The sequence below is a fragment of the Flavivirga sp. 57AJ16 genome (assembly GCF_028736925.1).
Classification (GTDB): domain Bacteria; phylum Bacteroidota; class Bacteroidia; order Flavobacteriales; family Flavobacteriaceae; genus Flavivirga.
In genome coordinates this window covers 61,150-85,312 of the sequence record NZ_JAQZAT010000008.1, presented here as the reverse complement: position 1 = coordinate 85,312, position 24,163 = coordinate 61,150, and the positions used below count along the sequence as shown (strand labels likewise).

Genomic DNA, 24,163 nt, shown 5'->3' with positions numbered 1-24,163 from the left:
ATAACCCTTTCAAATGGTTGAAAAATTTCCGTTTTATGCAATAAAACACATTAAATATTATGTATTTTTGCGAATTATATAATTAATTCTATTTTAATGAATACAAACGCTTTTGCATTGCGTCATATTGGTCCTAGAGAAGATGACCAAAATCTCATGTTAAAAACCCTTGGTGTTGAATCTTTAGATCAATTGATTTATGAAACAATTCCAGATGATATTCGCTTGGAAAATGGGCTAAATTTAGAAGCACCTATGACCGAGCATGAATATCTACTTCATATCCATGAGTTGTCTAAAAAAAATAAAGCTTATAAAACATATATTGGCTTAGGGTACCACCCTACCATTTTACCAGCTGTTATTCAAAGAAACATCCTTGAAAATCCAGGTTGGTACACGGCTTATACCCCATATCAAGCTGAAATTGCCCAAGGGAGATTAGAGGCTCTTTTAAATTTTCAAACCATGGTCATAGACTTAACGGGGATGGAAATTGCAAACGCATCACTTCTTGACGAGAGTACTGCTGCTGCCGAGGCTATGAGCTTACTATTTGCAGTTCGTGAACGTCAACAGAAAAAAGAAGGAATCAATAAATTTTTTGTTTCCGAAAATATATTGCCTCAAACCCTGTCGCTATTGCAAACCAGAGCAACGCCTATTGGTATTGAATTAGTAGTTGGTAATGAGGAAACTTTTGATTTTTCATCAGGATTTTTCGGAGCCCTATTACAATACCCAGGAAAGGACGGTCAAGTAACCGATATTAAAACGTTTATTGCCAAAGCAAATGACGCTCAAATTAAAGTCGCCGTTGCTGCCGATATCCTGAGTTTAATAAAACTGGAAGCTCCTGGAAAATTCGGGGCAGATGTTGTTGTTGGCACGACGCAACGTTTTGGTATTCCAATGGGATATGGAGGCCCTCATGCTGCGTTCTTTGCGACCAAAACAGCTTATAAACGTGATTTACCAGGTAGAATTATTGGCGTCACTAAAGATAAAAACGGCAATAGAGCTTTGCGTATGGCTTTACAAACACGTGAACAACATATAAAAAGAGATAAAGCCACCTCCAATATTTGTACAGCTCAGGTTTTATTGGCTGTTATGGCGAGTATGTATGCTGTATATCATGGCCCTAAGGGCTTACGGTTTATTGCCGACAAAGTTCACAACAAAGCTTCCGAATTAGCAAATGCTTTAACTCAATTAGGATACGATCAAATCAATACATCCTACTTTGATACGATCCAAATAAAGACCAATGCTAAAAAAATAAAAGCCATTGCCAAAGAGAAGAAAGTAAATTTATATTACCCAAATAAAAAAACGGTCATTATTTCAATTAATGAAACAACGTCTATTAGAGACATTAATTATTTAATTTCTGTGTTTGCTGAGGCTGCCAAAAAAGACACTATTACTATTTCTGCTATTAGCAAGGCTAATAATATTATAAAATCCATGCAGAGAACGTCCGACTTCTTAACATTGGATGTTTTCAACACATACCATTCTGAAACCGAATTAATGCGTTATATAAAAAGTCTCGAACGTAAAGACTTAGCATTAAACCATTCCATGATTTCTTTAGGGTCTTGTACCATGAAATTGAACGCTGCTTCAGAAATGCTTCCTTTAAGCTGGTTTAAATGGGGCAATATTCATCCATTTGCACCTTTAAAACAAGCCAAAGGTTATTTAACCATTTTAAAAGAACTGGAAAATCAATTAACTGAAATAACAGGTTTTGCCGCGACCTCATTACAGCCAAATTCTGGGGCACAAGGTGAATTTGCTGGACTCATGGTTATTAAAGCATATCATGAATCTCGTGGTGATCACCATAGAAATATCTGCTTAATTCCATCGTCCGCTCATGGTACAAATCCGGCCAGTGCAGTGATGGCTGGCATGAAAGTGATCGTAACAAAGTCGACAGCGGAAGGAAATATTGATGTTGACGATTTACGTGAAAAAGCAGAATTACATAAAGATAATCTGTCTGCTTTAATGGTAACATACCCGTCTACGCATGGGGTTTATGAATCTGCCATTAAAGAGATTACTCAAATCATTCATGACAATGGTGGACAAGTTTATATGGACGGCGCCAACATGAATGCTCAAGTGGGATTAACAAACCCAGGTAACATTGGAGCCGATGTATGCCATTTAAACCTACACAAAACATTTGCCATTCCACATGGTGGTGGAGGCCCAGGAGTTGGTCCTATTTGTGTTGCGAAACAACTGGTGCCATTTTTACCTGGAAACCCCATTATTAAAACGGGAGGAGAAAAGGCAATTACGGCTATTTCGGCAGCACCATTTGGATCTGCATTAGCGTGCTTAATATCATACGGCTATATAAAAATGCTAGGGGCTGAAGGTTTAACAGCATCTACTAAGATTGCGATTTTAAATGCAAACTACATCAAACACCGATTAGAAGGTAGTTTTGACACCCTATATTCTGGTGAACGAGGACGTGCTGCACATGAAATGATTGTAGATTGTAGACCATTTAAAGCACATGGCATCGAAGTAACAGATATTGCTAAACGCTTAATGGATTATGGTTTCCATGCGCCAACGGTATCCTTTCCTGTAGCCGGCACTTTAATGATCGAACCTACAGAAAGTGAAAGCAAAGCAGAGATCGATAGGTTTTGTGATGCTATGATTTCTATAAAAAAGGAAATCGATAGTGCTTCTAAAGATGATGATAATAATGTTTTAAAGAATGCGCCACATACGTTAGATATGATAACATCAGACGAATGGTATCTTCCATACTCTCGCGAAACTGCGGCCTTTCCTTTAGAATATGTTAGGGATAATAAATTTTGGCCTAGTGTAAGACGTGTTGACGATGCTTATGGGGACAGAAACTTAATATGCTCCTGTATCCCAATCGAGGCTTATGCAGAAGCGTAAATAGCTTTTGAACATCGTAAATTAAAATAAAACCAAGCCTGCCTTTAATTAAAAACGAGTACCTTAGTTTGATTACGACCGTAAATAATTAAAGGCAAATTTTTATATATGAATATTAAGATCACGGGAACAGGGAGTTATATTCCAAAAACCATTGAAAAAAATGAAGCTTTCTACGAGCATGAATTTTTAAACAGTGATGGCTCCGTAATTAAGGCTCCCAATCAAGTTATTGTTAAAAAATTTGAGGCCATAACCGGCATTAATGAAAGACGTTATGCCAAGCCCAATTTAAACACATCAGATATTGCTTTCTTCGCTGCTGAAAAGGCTATTAAAGATGCAAAAATCAACAAAGAAGATTTAGATTATATCATTGTTGCCCATAATTATGGTGATATAAAACATAATACTGAGCAAAGTGATACCGTGCCAAGTATAGCCTCTAGAGTAAAGCATCTTTTAAAAATTGAGAAACCTAAATGTGTTGGATACGACCTACTCTTTGGATGTCCGGGATGGATAGAAGGTGTTATTCATGCAAATGCTTTTATAGCCTCGGGAATGGCAAAAAAATGTCTGGTTATTGGAGCAGAAACCTTATCGCGTGTTATTGACAAGCATGATAGAGATTCTATGATCTATAGTGATGGTGCTGGAGCCGTAGTTATTGAAAACACCAATGAAACAGGTGGTATTATGGCTCATGAAACGGCAACCTACACCTTAGACGAAGCTCATTTTATTTATTTCGGTGAAACTAACAATCAGGATGTAAATGAAAAGCGCCGATACATAAAAATGTATGGTAGAAAGATTTATGAATTTGCATTAAACAATGTGCCTTTGGCTATGAAATCCTGTCTTGAAAAAAGCGGTGTTCATATAAAAGACGTAAAAAAAATACTCATCCATCAAGCTAATGAAAAAATGGATGAAGCTATCGTAAAACGCTTCTATAAATTATATCATTCGGAAATACCTGAAGGTATCATGCCCATGACCATTGGGAAATTAGGCAACTCAAGTGTTGCCACCATACCTACTTTATACGACATGGTATTAAAAGGAAATATGCAAAACCAAAAAATAAACAAAGGTGATGTTATTATTTTTGCAAGTGTTGGGGCAGGTATGAATATAAATGCCATTGTTTACAAACATTAAAATGTACGAGAAAAACTATCCAAACAAGCGCTTTGAGCTTACCATTCAATTTTTGCAAAAACACATTTCTAATTCCGAAACTATTTTAGATTTAGGTGTCGTAAACCCGTTTACAAAAATCATGCAAGAAAATGGTTATTCTGTTAAAAATACGCTTGGTGAGGATATTGATCTAGACACTTCCACAATTGAAAACTCTAAGACCGATGTCGTTACAGCATTTGAGATTTTTGAACACTTACTATCCCCTTTTACTGTTTTACAATCTATAAAAGCGAATAAATTAGTAGCGAGTGTCCCCCTTAAATTATGGTTTTCTTCAGCGTATAGAAGTAAAACAGATATGTTGGACAGGCACTACCACGAGTTCGAAGATTGGCAATTCGACTGGTTGTTAGAAAAGGCTGGTTGGAAAATTATAGATAGTAAAAAATGGACAAATCCTGTAAAAAAAATAGGAATTAGACCCATTCTACGCTGGTTTACGCCTAGATATTATATTATTTATGCCGAAAGAGTTTAACTTTGAATAAATAAACTTCTATTTTGAATTTCTATATCGTTATTCCTGCGCACAATGAGCAAAGTTCTATAGATCTTACGTTAAATTCATTGACCAAACAAACACTATTGCCAAAACGTATCGTAGTTGTTAATGATAATTCTACTGATAAAACACAGGATATCGTTGAAGTTTACACAGAGAAATACTCTTGGATTTCCTTAGTAAATTCTAAATCGTCCAACAAACATTTACCTGGCTCAAAAATTATTAATGCCTTTTACAAAGGCTATGACACTTTAGATGATAACTATGATGTGATCTGTAAATTTGATGCCGATCTCATTTTTCCTAATAACTATTTAGAACAACTATCCAATCACTATAAAGCAAATAAAAAACTGGGGATGGTTTCAGGCTTTTGCTATATAGAAAAGAATAATGATTGGGTATTGGAAAACTTAACAAGAAAAGACCATATTCGTGGTGCATTAAAGGCATATAGAAAAAACTGTTTTCTCCAAATTGGAAAACTCAAACCATCTATGGGTTGGGATACTGTTGATGAGCTATTAGCCAAATTTTATAATTGGGATATTTTAACCGATGCATCTTTAAAAGTAAAGCACTTAAAACCAACAGGGATGAGTTACAATAAGGCTTCAAAATATTTGCAGGGAGAAGCCATGTACAAAATGCGCTATGGTTTTATTATTACCCTAATTTCTGCAATGAAATTAGCTTATAAAAAAAGAAGTTTTACGTTATTCAAAAACTATATATCCGGCTATTTTAAAGCTAAGAAAAATAATATTCCCTATTTAGTTTCTGAGCAAGAAGGTGTATTTATTCGCGACTTGCGTTGGAAAGGGATTCTAAATAAATTTAGATAGAGAATTTTCAGAAAGAACAAAAGAAGTCCAATTTATAAGATTCCCTCCTTCGAGGGAATGACAAAACATATTATTAAAAACTCCAACCTTTATAACTACTGGATGCTTCAAGCTGAGTTTCTAAAGTATCGTCTAATTGAGGAAAGAAATCTATACCGGTTAAAGCCTCAATAGCATCCACAGAAACAACAAATTCATATAATGGTCCTTCCGAAGCTTTATGTGGTATTAAAAATGCAATCATTTTCGTTTTACCCGAATTGTTATCTATTAAAACCTTATAAAACTGGTTAGGCACAGAAACAGCCTCCTCTCCAATAGTTTTCATATGGCCTTTTAAAACACCCCCAGTAACAACAAAAACACCATCATACTTACCTGCCCAATAACGCACTTTCTGTTCAAGCTTATTCCAAATACCAGAATTAAATTGATGTTCTTGGGGACTAATATTACTTGTTAAAAATGTTTCATCATGAGCTTTTTGACTATACTTCCTGTCTCCTGCCGGGCACAAATGTCCGCGATCATATCCAGAGTTTTTGTAGTTTCTCCAATGGGCTGAACCTGTTTCAACGCCTTTGTCTATTTCAAAATATGGGCGCTTAAAATGGCTATTGGATACATGTGCCTTTTTTAATTCATAAGCAACCCATTCGGCCTGTTCATGCGGTTCACTATAAGACAATGAATACCCTTCATGGTGAATTATTTGATTTGTAGTACTTGTAGGCAGAAAATATGCATTCGTATTATTTTTTACTTCTTTACCCTTATTAACAATATCAAGTACTTCCTCTTGATTTAAAAAAAACTCATAGCCATAAATCCCAAAAACAATAAGGATGGCTATTAGCGAATAAAAAGTCTTTTTAGTCATACTAATTAAAATCTAAAACAAACTCTAAAGGTTGACCCGTTGCTCCGTTAGGAAAACTAATCCCTAAAAGCGCAGACATCGTTGGAGCTATATCCGTTATGTGTGTTTTTTGAAAGGTCTGTCCCTTCTTTATCCCTTTTCCAAAAAACAAAAGCGGTACATGGGTATCATAATTTAAACCACTACCATGGGTTGATCCGGTTTTTCCATAAGAAATGTAGGCAGGATCATCTACTAACAATACATCTCCCGATCTTTTTTGATTAAATCCGTTCTGTAATAAAGCTTCGATTCCTGTAGTAAAATCAACAGAGCCCATCGTTGTTGCCGTATAAGCTTTTGAAATGTTTTTATAGGTTATCTGCTCATTTACGATAGCGTTCTGAACCTCATTCAAGTCTAATCCTAGTATTTTTATTTTTTCTCTATTTAAGAAAATCTGATTATTACTAATATTTTCCAGAACATCTGTTGTTCCAAAACTAGCCTTCAGAAACTCTTGAAATTTTTCTTTACGCTCAGTATTATTTAAATATCCCGCAGGAATTTTAACAGACCGTAAATATGCCGGCACGTCTATCGCTCCATGATCTGCAGTTAAAAAAACAGTATACGCCCCTTTCCCTACTTTGGTGTCAAGTACAGCTAATAATCTTTCTAAGTCCTTATCTAAACGTAGATAGGTGTCTTCTACTTCTTTTGAATTTACTCCAAAATTATGTCCAATATAATCTGTACAGGAGAAACTAATTGTCAAAACATCTGTAATCGCATCTTTCCCTAATTGCTCCCCGTCCAATGCCGCTAAAGCAAAATCTGTAGTCAAGCTATTTCCATAAGGAGTTGTTTTTAAAATATCAAAGTTACCATTCTCTTCTTTTAAGGCATCTAAATCATAAGGAAAGGTTGCCGTTTCTTTCCCCTTAAACCCACCTTCAAAAGTATTTAAATCACTTCCGCTCTCTGTATACGAATCGATATCATACAACGTATTCCAAACTTTTAAATAAGATTCTGCTGTTTTAGAGGCATTAAAATCCTTCACCCAGTTTGGTAAATCATTCAAATAAAACGAACTGGAAATCCAATGGCCTTCTTTGGATCCATGAAACCAATAGGCTGCATTTGCCGTATGCCCGGCAGGTAAAATAGCGCCTCTATCTTTAATTGAAATACCAATAGTTTTTCCTCGCATTTGAGTAAACAATCTATTTTCATCAGCAAATGTCGTCGTTTTCATTCTGTGAGGGGACATTTGCCCTGCTGCACTTTTAGTTCCTACAGATTGCACAGCATCATCCCCAGCACAATACACTGTTTTCTTAATTTCTTTATCATACCAGTGGTTCCCAATAATACCATGATATTTTGGTGTTGTACCTGTATACACTGAGGTATGACCAGGCCCCGTGTAGGTCGGGATATAATTAAAATGGTTGTTCTTGCAATTAAAACCTTCACGCATCATACGTTTAAAACCACCTTCACCAAACTTATTATAAAACCGTGTTAAGTAATCATATCGCATTTGATCTACTACAATACCTACTACCAACTTTGGATTAGACGCCATTATATGTGCCATTTCCTTCTCTACCACTTGGTTTTGTGTCTTACAGGACAAACAAAAAAAGAAAACAAAAAAGAGTGAGAATGTATTTTTTATCATGACAATCTTATTTTTACAACTCAAAAATACATATTTTGATACATCAAAATTTAAAATTAAGGTTAAATACCATTAACTTTTTTTACTTTAGCACTAACAAATTTTTATATGACATATCTTCATAATATTGGTGCTTATTTTTTAATGATCTTTGAGATGTTTCGCAAACCTACTAAATGGTCTGTGATGAAGAAATTAATATTAAAAGATATTGACGATTTGATTATAGGCTCACTTGGTATTGTGGCCTTTATATCATTTTTTGTTGGTGGTGTTATAACGATTCAAACTGCTTTAAACATAAACAATCCTCTCATTCCTAAATATTTGGTTGGATTTGCTACTAAACAATCTATTGTATTGGAGTTCGCGCCAACATTCACCTCTATAATCATGGCAGGAAAAGTTGGTTCTTTCATAACATCCAGTATAGGCACCATGCGTGTTACCGAGCAAATAGATGCTTTAGAGGTCATGGGAATAAACTCTTTAAATTATCTCGTTTTACCTAAAACAATTGCGTTATCCTTATACCCTTTTGCCATCGCTATAGGGATGTTCTTAGGAATCCTTGGCGGTATGGCTGCTTGTGTTTTTGGAGGTTATACATCATTAGAGGATTATGTTTTAGGGATTCAAACCGACTTTCAACCTTTTCATATAATTTATTCTTTTATAAAAACGTTTGTATTTGCTTTTATTCTTGCCACTGTTCCTTCTTTTCATGGTTATTATATGAAAGGTGGAGCGCTTGAGGTTGGAAAAGCGAGTACAACGGCCTTTGTTTGGACATCGGTAGTCATTATACTGTTAAATTATATATTAACCGATATGATGTTAGGCTCATGATAGAAGTAAAAAATTTACATAAATCGTTTAGTGGTGTTGAGGTTTTAAAAGGCATTAGCACAAGCTTTGAAAAAGGAAAAACGAATCTTATTATTGGGCAAAGTGGTTCTGGTAAAACTGTTTTTCTTAAATGTTTACTTGGCTTGTTTGATTACGAAGAAGGCTCTATCTCTTACGATGGAAAAATATTTTCACAATTAACTGAAGATGAAAAACGAAATCTACGTGCCGAAATTGGTATGGTATTTCAGGGAAGCGCTTTATTTGATTCTATGACTATTGCAGAAAATGTTATGTTTCCGTTGCAAATGTTCACTAATCAAAATAAAAGTGAAATGGAAGACCGTGTCAGCTTTGTTTTAAAGCGTGTAAATTTAGACGATGCCCATAACAAAATGCCTAGTGAAGCTTCTGGAGGCATGCAAAAACGTGTTGCGATTGCCAGAGCCATAGTAAACAATCCGAAATACTTGTTTTGTGATGAACCTAACTCGGGGCTTGATCCTAAAACGGCCATCGTTATAGATAATCTTATTCAAGAAATTACCGATGAATACCAAATTACTACGGTTATTAATTCACATGACATGAATTCCGTTATGGAGATTGGCGAAAAAATTGTGTTTTTAAAAAATGGACTAAAAGCCTGGGAAGGCTCTAATCAAACCATTTTTAAAACTGATAATGAAGCGGTTACAGACTTTGTATATTCTTCAAACTTATTTAAGAAAGTTCGTAAAATGTACTTAGAGGAAAATAAATAACGGTTTCTTCTTTATGTGTTTGTTATTACAAATTAAGCTTATAACACATGACCCTATTATTAAAAAAGGTAGGCACTAACAACATCTGTGTTTCAGGAATATAATCAATATCCGCCGCATTAATATTAGCTTCACGCGTATCTAGCAATAGCATTTTTTGCCAATTGGCTGCATCAATATAAAAAATTTGTCCCTTCCAATCAGACACAATAAAATTTCCATTTTCCAATCTTACAACACCATCTCCATATCCAACGCCTTCTGTAAGAATTTTAGAAGTGTTTGATTTTAAATTATAGCTTCCAAAACATTGTTTCCCAGCGTCTGCAAAAAATATATGCTCATTTTGATGTAGCAGTCCATTTAATCGCCCCTCTGTATCCATTTCAAGAATACTTACTCTTCCATTTTTTAAAACATACATCGAATTTGTATTAGATCCAGATGCATATACAACACCCTCTGTGCTCACCGTAATATCATTTAAATGAGGCTCCCCTTCTACAGCATAGCTATTAATTATCTTTTGTGTTTTTATATCTACTTCAATAATTCTATCAATATCGGTTACATATAATTTATCATTAAAAATACCCATTCCTTTGGGGCCGCTTAAACCTTCAAGCCATTTTAGCTCTAAAATATTCCCTTTCACATCTATAGTTGACAAAAAGCCATTGTTATCTTTTTCCCATGGAGAATTATTAACATTCGAGACAAAAATAATATCTAGTTTTTTATTATAAAGAACAGATTCGCTGGTAGTTAGAAGCGTATCTGTTTGCCAAACTAAATCTAAACTTAGCTTGTTCTTCGAACCATCTTTAACCTGATTTCCTTCTTGTTTTTGTTTACATGAAACCCCTAACAAAAGAACCGTTAAAACAATACCTAAAACATTATTTTTCATTTTATTCTTTTTAGATTTAAAAACTAGTTCATTCTTTTTACCATCAAAGTGTCTAAGTCCAGTTTTAGTTTCAACCACTTTTCAAGCTTGTCCCTATCCTTTTTTCTTATTTCCTCTTTAGAAGCATCTGTCCATTTTACCGAAAAAACAGATAATGTATCCATTTTGGTAAAATTAGAATTTATAACATTGGCATAAGAAAATTGCTCAATCGTTTCATAATTAATTTTAACCTCTTTTATTAATTCATCAAAAGCAATATAGTTACGTTCTAATTTTGAAAGTTGTTTTACCTTATTCTCTAAATAAGCTATTTTTTGAGTTTGAGATAGTAGATCAAGGGAATCGCGCGTACGCAACTCTTCCATGTACCTAAAATTATCTAAATTTTTAGATTTATTTTGATTTACTATAAGCCGACTTGTTGTTAAGGCATTATAATCTTTCATTCTACCCTGTAAAAGTGAGATAGTCGATTCAGGAATTTCGTCTAAACCAAAGGTATTTAATTCAATAACAGATCCTTCCTTTCCTAAATATTTGTATCCTGCATTATTTTTTAAATATTCGGCATGAGGCAAAGAATTCAACTCACTGTTCACAAAGTTCTTAGCGTCTCTGTTAAAATTACTTTCTTTTAAAACATTTAAAAATGTCCATACAGCTGGAACCATGACTACCACGGCTAATAATGTTGCCAATTTAGAAATACGATTACGCTTCTTGGAATTAACATATTTAAGCATAGGGAAACGCAGGACCTTCAGTACAAGAAATGTTGCCAAAGCAATAAAAATCGTATTTATTGTAAACAAATACATAGCACCTAAAAAGTATTCCCAATTACCTTTTGCCAGTCCATAACCCGCAGTACATAATGGCGGCATTAAAGCTGTAGCTATGGCTACACCAAAAATAACCGAAGCTATGGTTCCTTTTTTGGTACGCGCAATAATTAATGCCAGTCCTCCAAAAAATGCAATTAAAACATCTCGAATATCTGGTTTAACCCTGCCTAAAAGTTCAGAATTGTCTTCGCTTAAAGGAAACAGCCAAAAGAATAAAAAAGCAGTTAACAAACTTAAAACAATCATAATTGCCAAGTTTATTAACGATTTTCTTAAGGTATCAATATCATTAATAGCTATAGAAAGCCCGACACCAAGAATAGGTCCCATTAATGGAGAAATTAACATGGCTCCGATAACAACAGCAGTAGAGTCGGCATTTAAACCAACGGAAGCCACAAAGATTGAGCAAATTAAAATCCACGCAGTGGCTCCTTTAAAAGAAATATCTTTTTTAATAGCCTCAACGGTAGCATCTCTGTCTGTGTCATCTCTAAAATCAAGTAACTCACTAAAAAAGGTTTTAATACTTTGAAACAAACCTTTAGCGTCTTTTTTTACAGCTTCTTTTGATTGCTCAACGGCTTTATCCTGATTGGTCTCTTCTTCCGAAAAATTGAATTTGCTTTCTTCGCTCATAATTATATTTTAACCGTAATGCTCTCCAAATTTATCCTTTACTTTTTGAAGTACTTTTTTAATATCCTGCTCTTTTTTCTTAGGAAAGATAAGCAAAACTTCATCTTTGTCTACAATAATATAATCTTTCAAGCCATCAACCACTACTATTTTGTCATTCTTAGTACGAATCATATTTCCAGAAGCATCCTCTACTAAGGTTCTGGCGTTCACTATGGCATTTTCGGCTTTATCTTTATCTAACTTATCGTATAAACTCCCCCAAGTACCAAGATCATTCCAATCAAAATCCGCGGCAATGACATAAACATTACTGGATTTTTCCATAATGGCATAATCTACCGAAATGCTTTCTGCTTTGCCATAGTTATCCCGGATAAAGCCATCTTCTAAATCGGTATTGTAAACATCCATTCCACTTTCAAATAAAGTAAACAGGTCTGGTTGATTAATTTTAAAAGCTTCTACAACACTTTTTACGCTCCACATAAAAATACCCGCGTTCCATAAAAAATTACCCTGTTCAAGGTATTGTTTCGCTACTTCATAAACAGGTTTTTCTTTAAACTGGCTAACGGGTTTTACAACCTCTTTAGAAGTCTTGCCGTATTCTATATATCCATATCCCGTATTAGGAAATGTAGGTTGAATACCTAAAGTCATTAATGCATTATTTTTAGAACAAAAATGGAATGCCTGCTGCACATTATTAGAAAAAGCCGTTTCATCTTCAATCCAATGATCACTGGGAGCTACAATCATAACTGCCTCTGGATTTTCTTTTTGAATCTTTAACGATGCATATAATATACAAGGCGCTGTATTTCGCATGGCGGGCTCTAAAACAACCTGTCTTTTTGTAACACTTGGCAATTGTTCCATCACCAAACCATTATAGCGCTCATTAGTTAAAATAAAAATGTTCTCTTCTGGTATTAATTTTGCTAAACGATGGAAGGTTTTCTGAATCAACGTATCACCAGTTCCTAACATATCGTGAAATTGTTTAGGAAAGTCCTGAGTGCTTACAGGCCAAAATCTGGAACCTACACCACCAGCCATTAAAATAGCATAATAGTTTTTATTCATTTATTTATTTTTTATTTACAATAAAAATAAGGGTTTACTTGTTATAATTTAAAGAAAAAACCTACAAATCATTATATTTAGTTTCGTTTCATAAGATTCCTGCCTTTGCAGGAATAAGACTTTTCAACTTCTACCTTAGCGTTGAAAAGCTATAGCTAAATCCATATAAAATAACATGAAACTTCAGAGTAAAAAACCGAATTTCTTCGTTAAAAATACTCGCCGTAACTAGGCTATGCCTACGCTTTTTGCCTTGAACTTCAATTTTTTATTTCTAAATATTCTATGCTATTTTATAGCGACTCAGCTATACTACTTTCCTGTTTTTGCTCCGACTACGCCCTGCAACCAAATTTATGCTAATTTAATTTATTAAGCTAACTTCAGCATTAGGGTTAAACAAATAAACTCTTCCTGTGCTTATTTCGATACACTCAAAACGCTTGACACGTTTTCGCCCCATTTTAAAGACTTTACCATTATACAGCTTAAAAGTGCTATCTAAAGGAACTTCAAAAATATAGGTTTTATTATTTGGTGCGTCAAACTGTTTTAATGCCAATGCTAAATCGGTATCGGTATCGCTACTCGCTTTCGGGTTTCTAAAATGTTTTGCTAAAAGCGGCAACAAATGATCTGGAAAAATCCCTGGATTTAAAAATGGCAGCATTAAATGCTGAAATGTACGCTTCCACTCTATGCCATGTGGCTTTATAAATTTACCATAGGTTTTATAGGCTTCAAAATGGGCAATTTCATGTACTAATGTGATTAAAAACCGATAGTTGTTTAAATTGGAATTAATGGTTATTTGGTGTTTTCCATTTGGTAAACGCATGTAATCACCATGACGGGTTTTACGTTCACTTTTAATTTTCACTACTAAGTTATCATGCTCTAAAAGTTTTAAAACTTGAGACATGGCTGTTTCTGGAATATAATTTTGAAGCAGGTTCTCCATTAAGACAAAAATAAAGGTTTTATGCTTTCTTTCTCAAACGTTTTCTCACAAAAAAATAAAAATATTTAATCAATGATAAACAATACCGAGCGCTATGTGCTTTATAATATGCCGTCCAAAACCAAATCCTGCTTTTGTCTTAAAATCATGGTATAGTTTTTGAAAAAACAATAACTTTTAATAAGTCTATATATGAAATCTCTTTTTTTCCTCCTTTGTTCTGTAGTCATATTTGGGTTTAGTGCCTCCAAACTAAGCAATTTTAAAATCAATAACGGACAAGTTATTTGGCAAAAGGTTTATGATACGGACTTAACAAAGGAACAAGTTGAGGAAACCCTTAAAACTTCTGGCTATTTTGAAAATATCATAGTGGTTAATGAAAAAAAACTAACGGCTAAAATCAATCAACTTTCACCAGATTACAAAACCTACGGATCCACATATTTATCTACACCAAGTATGGTTTCCCATAATTATATAAAGGCATTCGCTGTCATAGAATTTAAAGAAAGACAATATAGAGTTACCATCAAATCCATTAAATTGGTTGAAAAACAAAGTGATACTTTGGGCAAACGAGCAGTGGAAGATATTGAGTATATGGTCTTAAATAAAAATAATAAAAGATTTAAGAGGGATTTTTTTAAGAAACCTTCAAAAATATTAGATTTCACTTTTCAAAAAATAACAGACTTTAATAAGCTATCGGAAGATGACTTATGGTAAACATTGTGATCTAAATAAATTTAGATTACAGTTCTGATTTTTAGTATCTTTGTATAACAAATTAGAAAACCTAAAATTTTGATACTATGCCCTATAATCCGACTACAATAGCTAATTATTTTATAAAGGAGCATACGTCTGATGATATGACCCCTATGAAAGTTATAAAACTGACTTATCTCTCCTACTGTTGGTATTTGGCATTAACCAAAAAAGAAAGACTTCTAAATGAAAAGGCTGTTGCGTGGGATTTTGGACCTGTTTTTCCTTCTTTGTACAATAGCATAAAAGATTACGGAAAAAGCACCATAAAAAAAGAAATACCAAGCCACGTAAAAGAAAATATATCTCCAGAAGACAAAAAATTTTTAGAGAAAATCTGGTCCATGTATGGGAAATACGATGGGGTTTATTTAAGTGCACTTACTCACCAAATGGAAACACCCTGGCAAAAAGTTTATCGCCAAGGCTCTAATTCAGAAATTAACGACGATGATATTTTACAGCATTATGGTTCAAAACTAAAAACTGCTTAAAAGTGAGCATTGATTTAAATACACTACCTGACCAAATAGAGGTACCCGATTTTGAAAGTTTAGAGGTTGCAAAAAATAATACTGCAACTTTAAACTTACATTTAAAAGAGGCAGAGATTCAGCGTTTTTTAAAGGATACTACATTAAGAACAAATCTTGTGTATATTTTTTCTGCTATCATAGTCCTATGGTTAGCTTCAGTTATAATCATTGTCTTTTTAAATAATTCTTTTGTTTGTCTTTCCGATAATGTTATTATAGCCTTGCTTACGACCACCACCATAAATGTTATTGGAATGATGTTAATAATTTTGAGAAATTTATTTCCACAGATTAAAAATGGAGAAATAAAATAATTTATTGAAATGAGCCATCCTTGGCAGGGCCATAGAAGTATTTCGCTCGCTTCATACCCAATCCCTGCTTCGTCGGCAGCTACGGTGTGTCCACGTCTTTTGGAATTGCGGGTAGACTTAAGACAAACACAAGTGCTCTTAGGTACTTGGTTCTAGTAGTAGGACAGAAATTACATACTGGAGCAAAAAACACTTTCAAAACAATTAAAAATCCGCTAGATTAGCGGTATCGACAAATAAGAAATATGCGTACCGGTACGCATATACAATTGTTACCCAACATTTAAACCGAATGAAGAAATCAAAAATAATTCTAATCCATTTTGTATTATTTATTTTATTATCATTAGTTTTTTTCTTCTCCGCTGAGTCAATTTTAAAAACCTTTGCTCCTGATTTAAATTATGTTACAGTTTGGATAACTCTTGTGATTTTTGGAATAGCTTTTATATTTATTGTCCTGCTTATATCTTGCTTAATTTTTATTTTAAGAAAAAAGAAAACCAAAAAAAGAAAAAAAATTGAAAAAATTGAACTGACTAAAAACGGATTTCAGATCAATTATGATGAAGAAATTACTCAATTCAAATGGTCAGAGATTGAAAAACTGACTGGATTTAAAGTTGACCGAATTACAACAGATGATATTTGTTTAAAAATTGAATCTGATAATAAAATATCTTTTGCGACAGAGGAATTCGAAGGTTGGCGGATTTTTATGACCGAATTGCTAAATAAATTTCCCGAAATAGATAAAAATTGGGAAAGTATTATAGCAATTCCAGCATTTGAAAGAAAAGAAACCGAATTGTATAACAGAAATAAAAACGTTGGGTAACACCGTGTAAAAAACATTGCTTATTTTAGTTTAATCGTTTGGTCGTTGCTTTGTTTGCTAGCTTCTGATTTTCCTTCGGAAAATCCTCGCACTCAAACACGCAACGTTCCTTACACAAGACCGTTGTATGCCATTAAAACCAAATGAGTAAAAAACTATTTAAAAAAAATCAAAAATTTAATGATTGGACTTTGGTTTCCTACCTTGGTGGAGGTGGGAATGGTGAAGTATGGAAATGTGTAAATTCAAAAGGTGAATTTGGAGCTATGAAACTCATTAAAACTCTTAAGCAAAAATCGTATAATCGCTTTTTGGATGAAATAAGCGTAATAGAAGCAAACTCTGATATTGAAGGAATAATTCCAATAATTGATAAAAACTTACCAAAAAAACTTTCAAAAACTGACATTCCTTATTTTGTTATGCCAGTTGCTAGTAACGCTGAAAGGGAGCTAAATGGCAAATCAATTGAAAATAAAGTTGATGCAGTCATTGAAATTGCTAATACACTAAAAAATCTACACGATAGAAAAATATCACATCGAGATATCAAGCTTCCCAACATTCTTTTGTTTAATTCAAGATTTTGTATAGCTGATTTTGGATTAGTTGACTTTCCAAACAAAAAGGATATCTCACATAAAAATGAAATCATAGGTGCTAAATGGACAATGGCACCTGAAATGAAAAGAGAGTCATCTTCGGCTGATAGCTTAAAAGCAGATGTATATTCTCTCGCTAAAACACTTTGGATTATCTTAACTGAAAATCAGAAAGGATTTGATGGACAATATTCAACTGACTCAATCATCGAATTAAGACAATTTTACAATTCTCACTATACAAGTCCAATTGACAAGTTACTAACTGCTTCAACAGATAATGACCCGGAAAAAAGGCCTACTATGGAGCAATTCATAAATGAGCTCGAAGATTGGAAATTATTAAACGAGAATTTTCACGAACAAAATCTAGAGCAGTGGTTTGAAATTCAAACTAAACTTTTTCCAACCTCATTTCCTAAAAGAGTAATCTGGGAAGAAAATGAGGATATAATTAAGGTGCTTAATGTCATTGGCTCATATGATAACTTAAATCACTTATTTTTCCCAGATGGTGGTGGTTTAGATTTAGAAGGAACAAAAAAATCATATGAAAGAGATTGCATAGAATTAGATTTTGGTGGTCTTACAGATATTGTTAAACCAAAAAGGTTAGTCTTTGAATCTTTTGGAGCTGACCCAGAGTGGAATTATTTCAGATTGGAGCTTGATGAATTGGAATCTTCAGGAGTTTACAAAAATGAAGACGAGAAAATACCATACGAAAAAAATCACGATAGAGAAAGTGTGTCCGAAATTTATCCAGGAAGTTATGATAAATACGATTTAGTTGAGCATCGCTACGATTACAATGAAATGGGATATGAAATTCCTGAAACTGCAAGACACGTGTCTAGATTTTTTAGAGGTTCATTTGTTATTTTTAATAAGAGGTCAACATATAATTTGACTTCTTCTACTTATGATGGTCGTCATAATAAAATGACTACTGACGAATTTAGAGAATATATAAATGAATGGATGAATGAGTATAATAAAGGAATGTCATTTATGGAAAGGATGATGAGGAGACATAGATTGAAAAGGAGAAAACAAAAATAATGGCATACAACAATGGCTATAAGTAATTGCTTGTTCTCACCTACTTCTGAAAATCCTCACGGATTTTCAGTTTGGTGTGTACTTGCAAAGTTAAGTGCTAACCCACGCAACTACTCTTAGCCCAAACGTTGGCAATAATTTGAAAAAGATAATCTACATATTAATTCTTTTGATTTCATTTGGCGGATTTTCGCAGGAATCAACCGACTCTGACAATCAAGGTCAAATTCTTTATTACGGATTAATGAGTTATTTGAGAATTAAAGCAATGGAATTTACTGCAAAAGAATACAATCTTGAGGTCAAAGGAGTTGCTGGCTGTATGGTTAGCCATGAACTTGTTGACAGTGTTAAATCTGTTCATTTAAGGCTTTGGAGAAAAATGGATAGTATTTATGGAATTGGAGCCAAAAAAAGGTATGAAAAAAATGTTGAGCTCGAACTTGCCCAAATTCAGAAATCCTATGACATAATAAAAGATAAAAAAGACATCAAAAAATTATTGCGTAAAGAAAAAAGAGAAAATGAGGGTTCAACAATTAGCCTTAATAATAAGTTGGGAGATGGTGTTTATTCGTGGAGCATTTATTGCTTAAACTCGGAGAAATACCCTGAAAAAAGATGGAACGCAGAATATGAGGTTGTGGTGGATTTAACTCAAATGGATTATAGCATAAACCAGATAAAATAAAAACTACTGCCAACAATGGTAGCCGTTGCACAACTCATAATTTTAAATAAAGTAATAAATTTTGATAACAACGAAAAATCATAACTCATTTAAAATCAACGTATTGTTGTTTTGAAGGCAAAAATAATTAAGCAGGAATTAGAGTGTTTTATAGTTGTGCAACAGCCACATTGTATAAAAATAATGCTAAATTAGGCGCTTAATCAAAGGTTAGTGCAATTTTGTTACGTCTGATTTTCCTGTGGAAAATCCTCGCACACAAAACCGCACTATTCTTATACGAAACCGTTGTAAAACATTTACAAAAAAATAAATTAAGATAGATATTAATTAATTTTAATAACTATCCAAATGATTTTAAACTTATTAAAAAAAACATGAAATCACCACTCCAGAAATTTAATAAGTCTTTATTAATTTTTACCACATTAATTATTTTATCAAATTGCGCTTATGAATTTTCTGAAGATTCATTCATAGAAGTTAGCCAAAACCCTCCAACTGCATCTATTAGTTTAAATGACTTAAGTGATAATCAAACTTTTTATGTCACTACAAAAATCATTTTTAATTATAATGGAAATAACAAGCATCTCCTTTATGAAATAAAAATTTACATTGATAACGTTGAAATCAAAACTAGCTCAATCAATTCGGGTGATTTTAATATTAATACAGAATCATTAGAAGATGGAAATCATATTTTAAAAGTTGAATATATTTTTTCTTCAGGATCTGGCAGTTTAGCTGACGTAAGTGGTGTTGAGGCTTATATAAAAACTGAAGAATATAATTTTATAGTTGATAAATCTCCTCCAGAGACTATTGTTATGAAAAGTGCTGAAATTATCGATGGTTCTATTTATCTGTCATGGGAACCAATTACTAAATTAAATTTTGATAGTGCTACGCTGGTAATTACTAATAATGGTTCTCCAAACTACTTTGAAATCACTGAACAAGAAATGTTAAAATTGAATTATAATGACACAAATGTGCATACATTCATTCCTGCAGGAGAAGAACAAATGGATCATGACATAGAATATCAAATCCAGCTTAAAAATACTAGAGGAAATACAGTTAGTAATAAAGTAAATATATTTATAAAGAAATTTGAAATTGAAAAGCTAATCTTAAATGAAAATCAATACAAATTAATTATTCCTCAACATACTTTGTATAGCAATTTTGATTACTATTTGTTTACCGATTCCATGAGTAACACACACAAAGTAAGCTCTTTAGGGGGAGAAATAATAGTGGATAAACTTATTATATTTCCTGATTATAATGATGTTGGTACTAACTTAACTTTATATGAAGAATCTGGAGGCCAAAACATATATAAGGGGTCGTTATTTATACCTGAATCCTATAACAAACAATTTGATTATGATCCTAGCAGTAGTTATGGAGAGTTTCTTTATAATCAATTTGATAATCTTATTTATGTGTTAAGAACGGGTTCAAGTAGAACTTCTCCAGATTATATTACTATTGAAAAACTAGATTCCGAAACTTTAGCACTCGTTGAAACGAAATTCATTACTACAAAAGGTGTTAATTATGCTAGAGATTTAACAATTACTTCTACAGGTAACTTAATAATAGATGTAGTAGATATTTCATATCTAGTCGAGGGTAATAGTCTTTCAATTATAAATCAATGGAAACTATCAGACTTTGGAGTACAAACTGGAAGTATCAAATATCGAAATAATACCATAGTTATTGAGCAAGATAATCAGATAAGCTTTTATGATTCAACAACTAAAGAATTATTTTATAATACCAGTAAATCAGGTTATTTTAAAATGTCTGATGATGGTAGATATTTCTACATCAACAATGCTTTTTTCGAAATAAATAGTAAAGTTATAAATGAAATAGTTAAAACTAATACCAACGACAATGTCAATTTGGTTGAATTCATCGTAAATCAAAACAAATGTGTTTACAATTCGTATGATGGAAATCCAATTATATTTGATTTGATGACCAGAACAAAATCAACTTTAAGTGATTTTACAAGAATTAACATTATGGATTATGACAACGGAACAAATAAGTTGTTATTTGTAAGAAGTGAATTTGGTCTAAGTAATACACAACCCTCTTATGCATACGTTTATGATCTTACAAGCACAAACTTCAAAAGAATTGAAGTAAAAAATGTTGTTTCTATATGGAGTCCAAATGAAATCCCTAGAGGTTATTGGTTACAAAGCGATAAACTAATTTATGCATATGGCTTGGGGTTTTATTTAGATCATTATATAAACGAATAACAATATGAAAAAGCAAATAGCCTTACTTTTATTTATCTGTTTTTCTTTCATGATTTATAGTCAAAATGGTAATATTATTATTGAACTTAATTACAATACATTTTCACATGCTTCTTTAAAGTCTTTTCAGCAAGAATTTATTGAAGATATCCCTGAAGTACCCATCGAAGTTAATGATAATTTCCCGTCAAATATTGGTTTTACTTTAGGTTATAAACTAAATCAAATTAATACGTCCTTATTTTTTAGTTATAATTCAACAGGAGGAAAAATATCGTATTCAGATTATTCTGGAGTTATAAGAATAACTCAGCCTTTGAATGCCTATACATTTGGAGGCGAATATCAAATTAAACTATCCAAGACTAATAATAACTTTAGCTTGGGACTTAGAGGATTTAGTATGTTGTCAAATTTGAGATTAGAAAATTACACTCAAATTTCAGATAATATCACTAATGAGAACATAAAGTTTCAATCTATTAACTTAGGGGTTGGAGGCAGATTGATTTATGAATATCCTATGTCATTTTTTATTATTAAGGCTTCTTTAGGTTTTGATATGACCTTCGGTGGAACATTAAAATTTAAAGAGAATAATGACTTTTATTTAGAAAATAATAATGGAGACAAAGTAAAAACTAATTGGTCTGGTTTAAGAACTGGTTTAGGTATTGCAATTCCAATTTAGTTTTTTTTGACTGCTTTAATCTTAACGATTATAGCTAGCTTTATGATTTGATATATTACGTTTAATTAAAAGTAAATTTGGTTGGTGATAATTATAGAATGTATAAAAACGTTTTACAACACCGGTAGCCGTTGCACAACTCATAATTTTAAATAAAGTAATAAATTTTGACAGCAACGAATAACTATAACTAATTTAAAATCAGCGTATTGCTGTTTTGAAAGCAAAAAAAATTAAGCAGGAATTAGAGTGTTTTATAGTTGTGCAACAGCCACAATGACTATAAGTAATTGCTAGTTTTCACCCACTTCTGAAAATCCTCGCGGATTTTCAGTTCCGTGTGTACTTGCAAAATTAAGTACTAACCCACGCAACTACTCATAGTGTGCCGAGAAGCAATAGGCGGCAACAATTACCTATTGCATGCTGTAAATAAGATGGTGGAATCTTTTTTTTAGAAAGACGACCCACCAAAGTCGTTGTACAGGCAATGGCTTTAAACCACCTAAAGGTGCTGTAATTAAGAGTTATGGTATTGAGCGTTTAGGAGAATCCAATCCACGAGATTAGAAGGTATTAATAAAGGAGATGAACGCAAGTGAACCATTGAAGAGGTGTCGAGAAGTTGCGAACACCCAGTCAAAAGCTGCGAAGTATGATACGGAGTGAAAAGTAGTATTATTACAATACTAAATACGGAGGTTACCTGTTTACTTTCCGTATGGCTGGCGTCATTCAGATGGCATGACCTTTATTTGGGCTTATTTATGGAACTCGGGAAATTGCCTATAAATGCAAAGAGAAACACACAATCGAAACAATCGAGAGGTGGAATACCAACGTTATAGGCAAAGGCGGACTAATCTGTAGTAGTGATGAAGTTTCTGTAATGGAAATGGAGCGAAGGGATTAGATAATACAGTTGCATTTTATGTATCAACTCAATTTTTTTTAGAGGATGAATTTATGGAATGAAACAAAATCAATACCTATAAGCCGGCAAATGGTTTGGCAGGCTTATAAAAAGGTAAGAGCCAACAAAGGGAGTGCGGGCGTTGACCAGATTAGCATGGAAGCATTCGATGCCAATCGCAGTCAACATCTTTACAAACTTTGGAATCGTATGGCATCAGGAAGCTATTTTCCTCCTGCTGTTAAAGAAGTAGAAATCTCAAAGACAGATGGAAGCATCCGTAAATTGGGCATCCCCACCATTAGCGACAGGGTTGGGCAAATGGTGGTTAAAATGTTTTTAGAACCTCGTTTAGAGAAGATATTCAGTCCTAATTCCTTTGGGTACAGACCTAACAAAAGTGCGCATCAAGCGCTCAAACAAGTTAGAGAGAACTGCTGGAAAACAGACTGGGTAATCGATTTAGACATCAAAGGATTCTTTGACAACATAGACCATAGCAAACTAATGCTAGCTGTAGAGAAACACGTGCCAGAGCATTGGGCACGCCTTTACATAAAACGATGGTTGGAAATGCCTGTTTTAACAAAGTCTAATACCCTAATCCAAAAGCAAGGAAAAGGCACGCCACAAGGCGGGGTTATAAGTCCGCTATTAGCAAACCTTTTTCTACATTACGCCTTTGATAAATGGTTAGAAAACACAGACAGAACAATACACTATGCTCGATATGCCGACGATGCCATAGTACATTGTAAAAGCGAAGCCCAAGCAAAGCAGATACTCAATGCTATACGGGAACGAATGAAAACGGTAGGATTAGAATTATATCCACAAAAGACAAAAATTGTCTATTGCCGAGATTATCGTAGGAAAGGCAAATACCCAATAAATAAATTTGACTTTTTGGGTTACTCCTTTCAGCCCAGAACAACAACATCCAAGAAAAGCAATCGTCTTTTTTTAGGCTTTGATTGTGCTATAAGTATCGGTTCAAGAAAACGAATTGCAGAAAAGTTAAGAACACTAAAAGTAGAATCCTTAAGCTTTAAAAGCATTGTAGGCGTTGCCCAATACCTAAATCCAATGATAAGAGGATGGGTAAATTACTATGGTAAATTTAGAGCCTCAGAACTCACAAAAGTGTTTAGACTTTTAAGCAATCGATTAGTGCGTTGGGCAAGAAAAAGGTATAAGCGTTACAAAACCAGTATTAGAAAAGCCTTTAAATGGTTGCAAGCAGTACGTGAACAGTTTCCGTATCTATTTTACCATTGGAGATATTCTTTTATAAATGTAATTGCATAGATTTGTATTATAAGAGCCGTGTGAGGGGA

Annotated in this window: 21 protein-coding genes; 15 read left to right on the top strand and 6 right to left on the bottom strand. The window is 33.3% G+C overall.

Annotated elements, in window-relative coordinates:
* Positions 1-96: 96 nt before the first annotated feature.
* The 4 genes from gcvP (at position 97) to PQO00_RS10275 (ending at position 5,508) form a co-directional block, all read left to right on the top strand.
* The gene (gcvP, locus tag PQO00_RS10290; RefSeq protein ID WP_274184769.1) at positions 97-2,946 is read left to right on the top strand and encodes an aminomethyl-transferring glycine dehydrogenase; all 2,850 of its coding nucleotides are present in this window, start codon (positions 97-99) and stop codon (positions 2,944-2,946) included.
* 108 nt (positions 2,947-3,054) lie between these two features.
* A complete protein-coding gene (locus PQO00_RS10285) occupies positions 3,055-4,113 on the top strand; it encodes a 3-oxoacyl-ACP synthase III family protein (protein ID WP_274184768.1) in 1,059 nt (352 codons plus the stop codon).
* A 1-nt stretch (position 4,114) separates the two neighbouring features.
* Positions 4,115-4,636: a methyltransferase gene (locus tag PQO00_RS10280; RefSeq protein ID WP_274184767.1), complete on the top strand. Its 522-nt coding sequence runs from the start codon at positions 4,115-4,117 to the stop codon at positions 4,634-4,636.
* A 23-nt stretch (positions 4,637-4,659) separates the two neighbouring features.
* Entirely contained in the window at positions 4,660-5,508 is an 849-nt protein-coding gene (locus PQO00_RS10275) for a glycosyltransferase family 2 protein (RefSeq protein WP_274184766.1), read from the top strand.
* Positions 5,509-5,581: 73 nt separating this feature from the next.
* Here PQO00_RS10275 and PQO00_RS10270 read toward each other — a convergent pair whose 3' ends face one another.
* A complete protein-coding gene (locus PQO00_RS10270) occupies positions 5,582-6,388 on the bottom strand; it encodes a DNA/RNA non-specific endonuclease (protein ID WP_274184765.1) in 807 nt (268 codons plus the stop codon).
* Position 6,389: 1 nt separating this feature from the next.
* Positions 6,390-8,057, bottom strand: a complete 1,668-nt coding sequence (gene pafA / locus PQO00_RS10265) for an alkaline phosphatase PafA (RefSeq protein WP_274184764.1) — start codon at positions 8,055-8,057, stop codon at positions 6,390-6,392.
* A 108-nt stretch (positions 8,058-8,165) separates the two neighbouring features.
* Between pafA and PQO00_RS10260 the strand changes: the two genes are divergently transcribed.
* Positions 8,166-8,906, top strand: coding sequence for an ABC transporter permease (locus PQO00_RS10260; RefSeq protein ID WP_274184763.1), 741 nt, complete (start codon positions 8,166-8,168; stop codon positions 8,904-8,906).
* Positions 8,903-9,670 (top strand): ABC transporter ATP-binding protein, encoded by a 768-nt coding sequence (locus tag PQO00_RS10255; RefSeq protein WP_274184762.1) that lies wholly within the window; start codon positions 8,903-8,905, stop codon positions 9,668-9,670. Before PQO00_RS10260 ends, PQO00_RS10255 begins: the two co-directional genes overlap by 4 nt.
* 25 nt (positions 9,671-9,695) lie before the next feature.
* Here the strand turns inward: PQO00_RS10255 and PQO00_RS10250 are convergent, their stop codons facing one another.
* From PQO00_RS10250 to PQO00_RS10235, 4 genes are all read right to left on the bottom strand, one after another.
* Positions 9,696-10,580: a hypothetical protein gene (locus PQO00_RS10250; protein ID WP_274184761.1), complete on the bottom strand. Its 885-nt coding sequence runs from the start codon at positions 10,578-10,580 to the stop codon at positions 9,696-9,698.
* A gap of 23 nt (positions 10,581-10,603) precedes the next feature.
* Complete coding sequence (locus tag PQO00_RS10245) at positions 10,604-12,067, bottom strand: DUF389 domain-containing protein (protein ID WP_274184760.1); 1,464 nt, start codon at positions 12,065-12,067, stop codon at positions 10,604-10,606.
* Between the two features lie 9 nt (positions 12,068-12,076).
* On the bottom strand, positions 12,077-13,156 hold the full coding sequence (locus PQO00_RS10240; RefSeq protein ID WP_274184759.1) for a mannose-1-phosphate guanylyltransferase: 1,080 nt from the start codon (positions 13,154-13,156) through the stop codon (positions 12,077-12,079).
* Between the two features lie 364 nt (positions 13,157-13,520).
* Complete coding sequence (locus tag PQO00_RS10235; RefSeq protein ID WP_274184758.1) at positions 13,521-14,117, bottom strand: SprT-like domain-containing protein; 597 nt, start codon at positions 14,115-14,117, stop codon at positions 13,521-13,523.
* Between the two features lie 192 nt (positions 14,118-14,309).
* On the opposite strand from PQO00_RS10235, the gene PQO00_RS10230 reads away from it, so the two are divergent.
* The 9 genes from PQO00_RS10230 to ltrA all read left to right on the top strand — a co-directional run bounded on the left by PQO00_RS10230 (position 14,310) and on the right by ltrA (position 24,134).
* Positions 14,310-14,846, top strand: a complete 537-nt coding sequence (locus PQO00_RS10230; RefSeq protein ID WP_274184757.1) for a hypothetical protein — start codon at positions 14,310-14,312, stop codon at positions 14,844-14,846.
* An 86-nt stretch (positions 14,847-14,932) separates the two neighbouring features.
* Positions 14,933-15,382 carry a Panacea domain-containing protein gene (locus PQO00_RS10225; protein ID WP_274184756.1) on the top strand — a complete coding sequence of 150 codons (450 nt, stop codon included), beginning with the start codon at positions 14,933-14,935 and terminating at the stop codon, positions 15,380-15,382.
* 2 nt (positions 15,383-15,384) lie between these two features.
* A complete protein-coding gene (locus PQO00_RS10220; RefSeq protein ID WP_274184755.1) occupies positions 15,385-15,738 on the top strand; it encodes a hypothetical protein in 354 nt (117 codons plus the stop codon).
* A gap of 292 nt (positions 15,739-16,030) precedes the next feature.
* Positions 16,031-16,576, top strand: a complete 546-nt coding sequence (locus PQO00_RS10215) for a hypothetical protein (protein WP_106660225.1) — start codon at positions 16,031-16,033, stop codon at positions 16,574-16,576.
* 143 nt (positions 16,577-16,719) lie between these two features.
* Complete coding sequence (locus tag PQO00_RS10210) at positions 16,720-18,240, top strand: protein kinase (RefSeq protein WP_274184754.1); 1,521 nt, start codon at positions 16,720-16,722, stop codon at positions 18,238-18,240.
* A gap of 139 nt (positions 18,241-18,379) precedes the next feature.
* Positions 18,380-18,931 (top strand): hypothetical protein, encoded by a 552-nt coding sequence (locus tag PQO00_RS10205; RefSeq protein WP_274184753.1) that lies wholly within the window; start codon positions 18,380-18,382, stop codon positions 18,929-18,931.
* A gap of 377 nt (positions 18,932-19,308) precedes the next feature.
* Positions 19,309-21,222, top strand: coding sequence for a hypothetical protein (locus tag PQO00_RS10200; protein WP_274184752.1), 1,914 nt, complete (start codon positions 19,309-19,311; stop codon positions 21,220-21,222).
* Positions 21,223-21,226: 4 nt separating this feature from the next.
* Positions 21,227-21,913, top strand: a complete 687-nt coding sequence (locus PQO00_RS10195) for a hypothetical protein (RefSeq protein WP_274184751.1) — start codon at positions 21,227-21,229, stop codon at positions 21,911-21,913.
* A 958-nt stretch (positions 21,914-22,871) separates the two neighbouring features.
* A complete protein-coding gene (gene ltrA, locus PQO00_RS10190; protein ID WP_274184750.1) occupies positions 22,872-24,134 on the top strand; it encodes a group II intron reverse transcriptase/maturase in 1,263 nt (420 codons plus the stop codon).
* Positions 24,135-24,163: the final 29 nt, after the last annotated feature.

Bases quoted from the DNA above. Each gene is read 5' to 3' on its own strand.
- gcvP (WP_274184769.1), top strand. From the start codon at position 97: ATGAATACAAACGCTTTTGCATTGCGTCATATTGGTCCTAGAGAAGAT.
- PQO00_RS10285 (WP_274184768.1), top strand. From the start codon at position 3,055: ATGAATATTAAGATCACGGGAACAGGGAGTTATATTCCAAAAACCATT.
- PQO00_RS10280 (WP_274184767.1), top strand. From the start codon at position 4,115: ATGTACGAGAAAAACTATCCAAACAAGCGCTTTGAGCTTACCATTCAA.
- PQO00_RS10270 (WP_274184765.1), bottom strand. From the start codon at position 6,388: ATGACTAAAAAGACTTTTTATTCGCTAATAGCCATCCTTATTGTTTTT.
- pafA (WP_274184764.1), bottom strand. From the start codon at position 8,057: ATGATAAAAAATACATTCTCACTCTTTTTTGTTTTCTTTTTTTGTTTG.
- PQO00_RS10260 (WP_274184763.1), top strand. From the start codon at position 8,166: ATGACATATCTTCATAATATTGGTGCTTATTTTTTAATGATCTTTGAG.
- PQO00_RS10255 (WP_274184762.1), top strand. From the start codon at position 8,903: ATGATAGAAGTAAAAAATTTACATAAATCGTTTAGTGGTGTTGAGGTT.
- PQO00_RS10250 (WP_274184761.1), bottom strand. From the start codon at position 10,580: ATGAAAAATAATGTTTTAGGTATTGTTTTAACGGTTCTTTTGTTAGGG.
- PQO00_RS10245 (WP_274184760.1), bottom strand. From the start codon at position 12,067: ATGAGCGAAGAAAGCAAATTCAATTTTTCGGAAGAAGAGACCAATCAG.
- PQO00_RS10240 (WP_274184759.1), bottom strand. From the start codon at position 13,156: ATGAATAAAAACTATTATGCTATTTTAATGGCTGGTGGTGTAGGTTCC.
- PQO00_RS10235 (WP_274184758.1), bottom strand. From the start codon at position 14,117: ATGGAGAACCTGCTTCAAAATTATATTCCAGAAACAGCCATGTCTCAA.
- PQO00_RS10230 (WP_274184757.1), top strand. From the start codon at position 14,310: ATGAAATCTCTTTTTTTCCTCCTTTGTTCTGTAGTCATATTTGGGTTT.
- PQO00_RS10225 (WP_274184756.1), top strand. From the start codon at position 14,933: ATGCCCTATAATCCGACTACAATAGCTAATTATTTTATAAAGGAGCAT.
- PQO00_RS10215 (WP_106660225.1), top strand. From the start codon at position 16,031: ATGAAGAAATCAAAAATAATTCTAATCCATTTTGTATTATTTATTTTA.
- PQO00_RS10210 (WP_274184754.1), top strand. From the start codon at position 16,720: ATGAGTAAAAAACTATTTAAAAAAAATCAAAAATTTAATGATTGGACT.
- PQO00_RS10200 (WP_274184752.1), top strand. From the start codon at position 19,309: ATGAAATCACCACTCCAGAAATTTAATAAGTCTTTATTAATTTTTACC.
- PQO00_RS10195 (WP_274184751.1), top strand. From the start codon at position 21,227: ATGAAAAAGCAAATAGCCTTACTTTTATTTATCTGTTTTTCTTTCATG.
- ltrA (WP_274184750.1), top strand. From the start codon at position 22,872: ATGAATTTATGGAATGAAACAAAATCAATACCTATAAGCCGGCAAATG.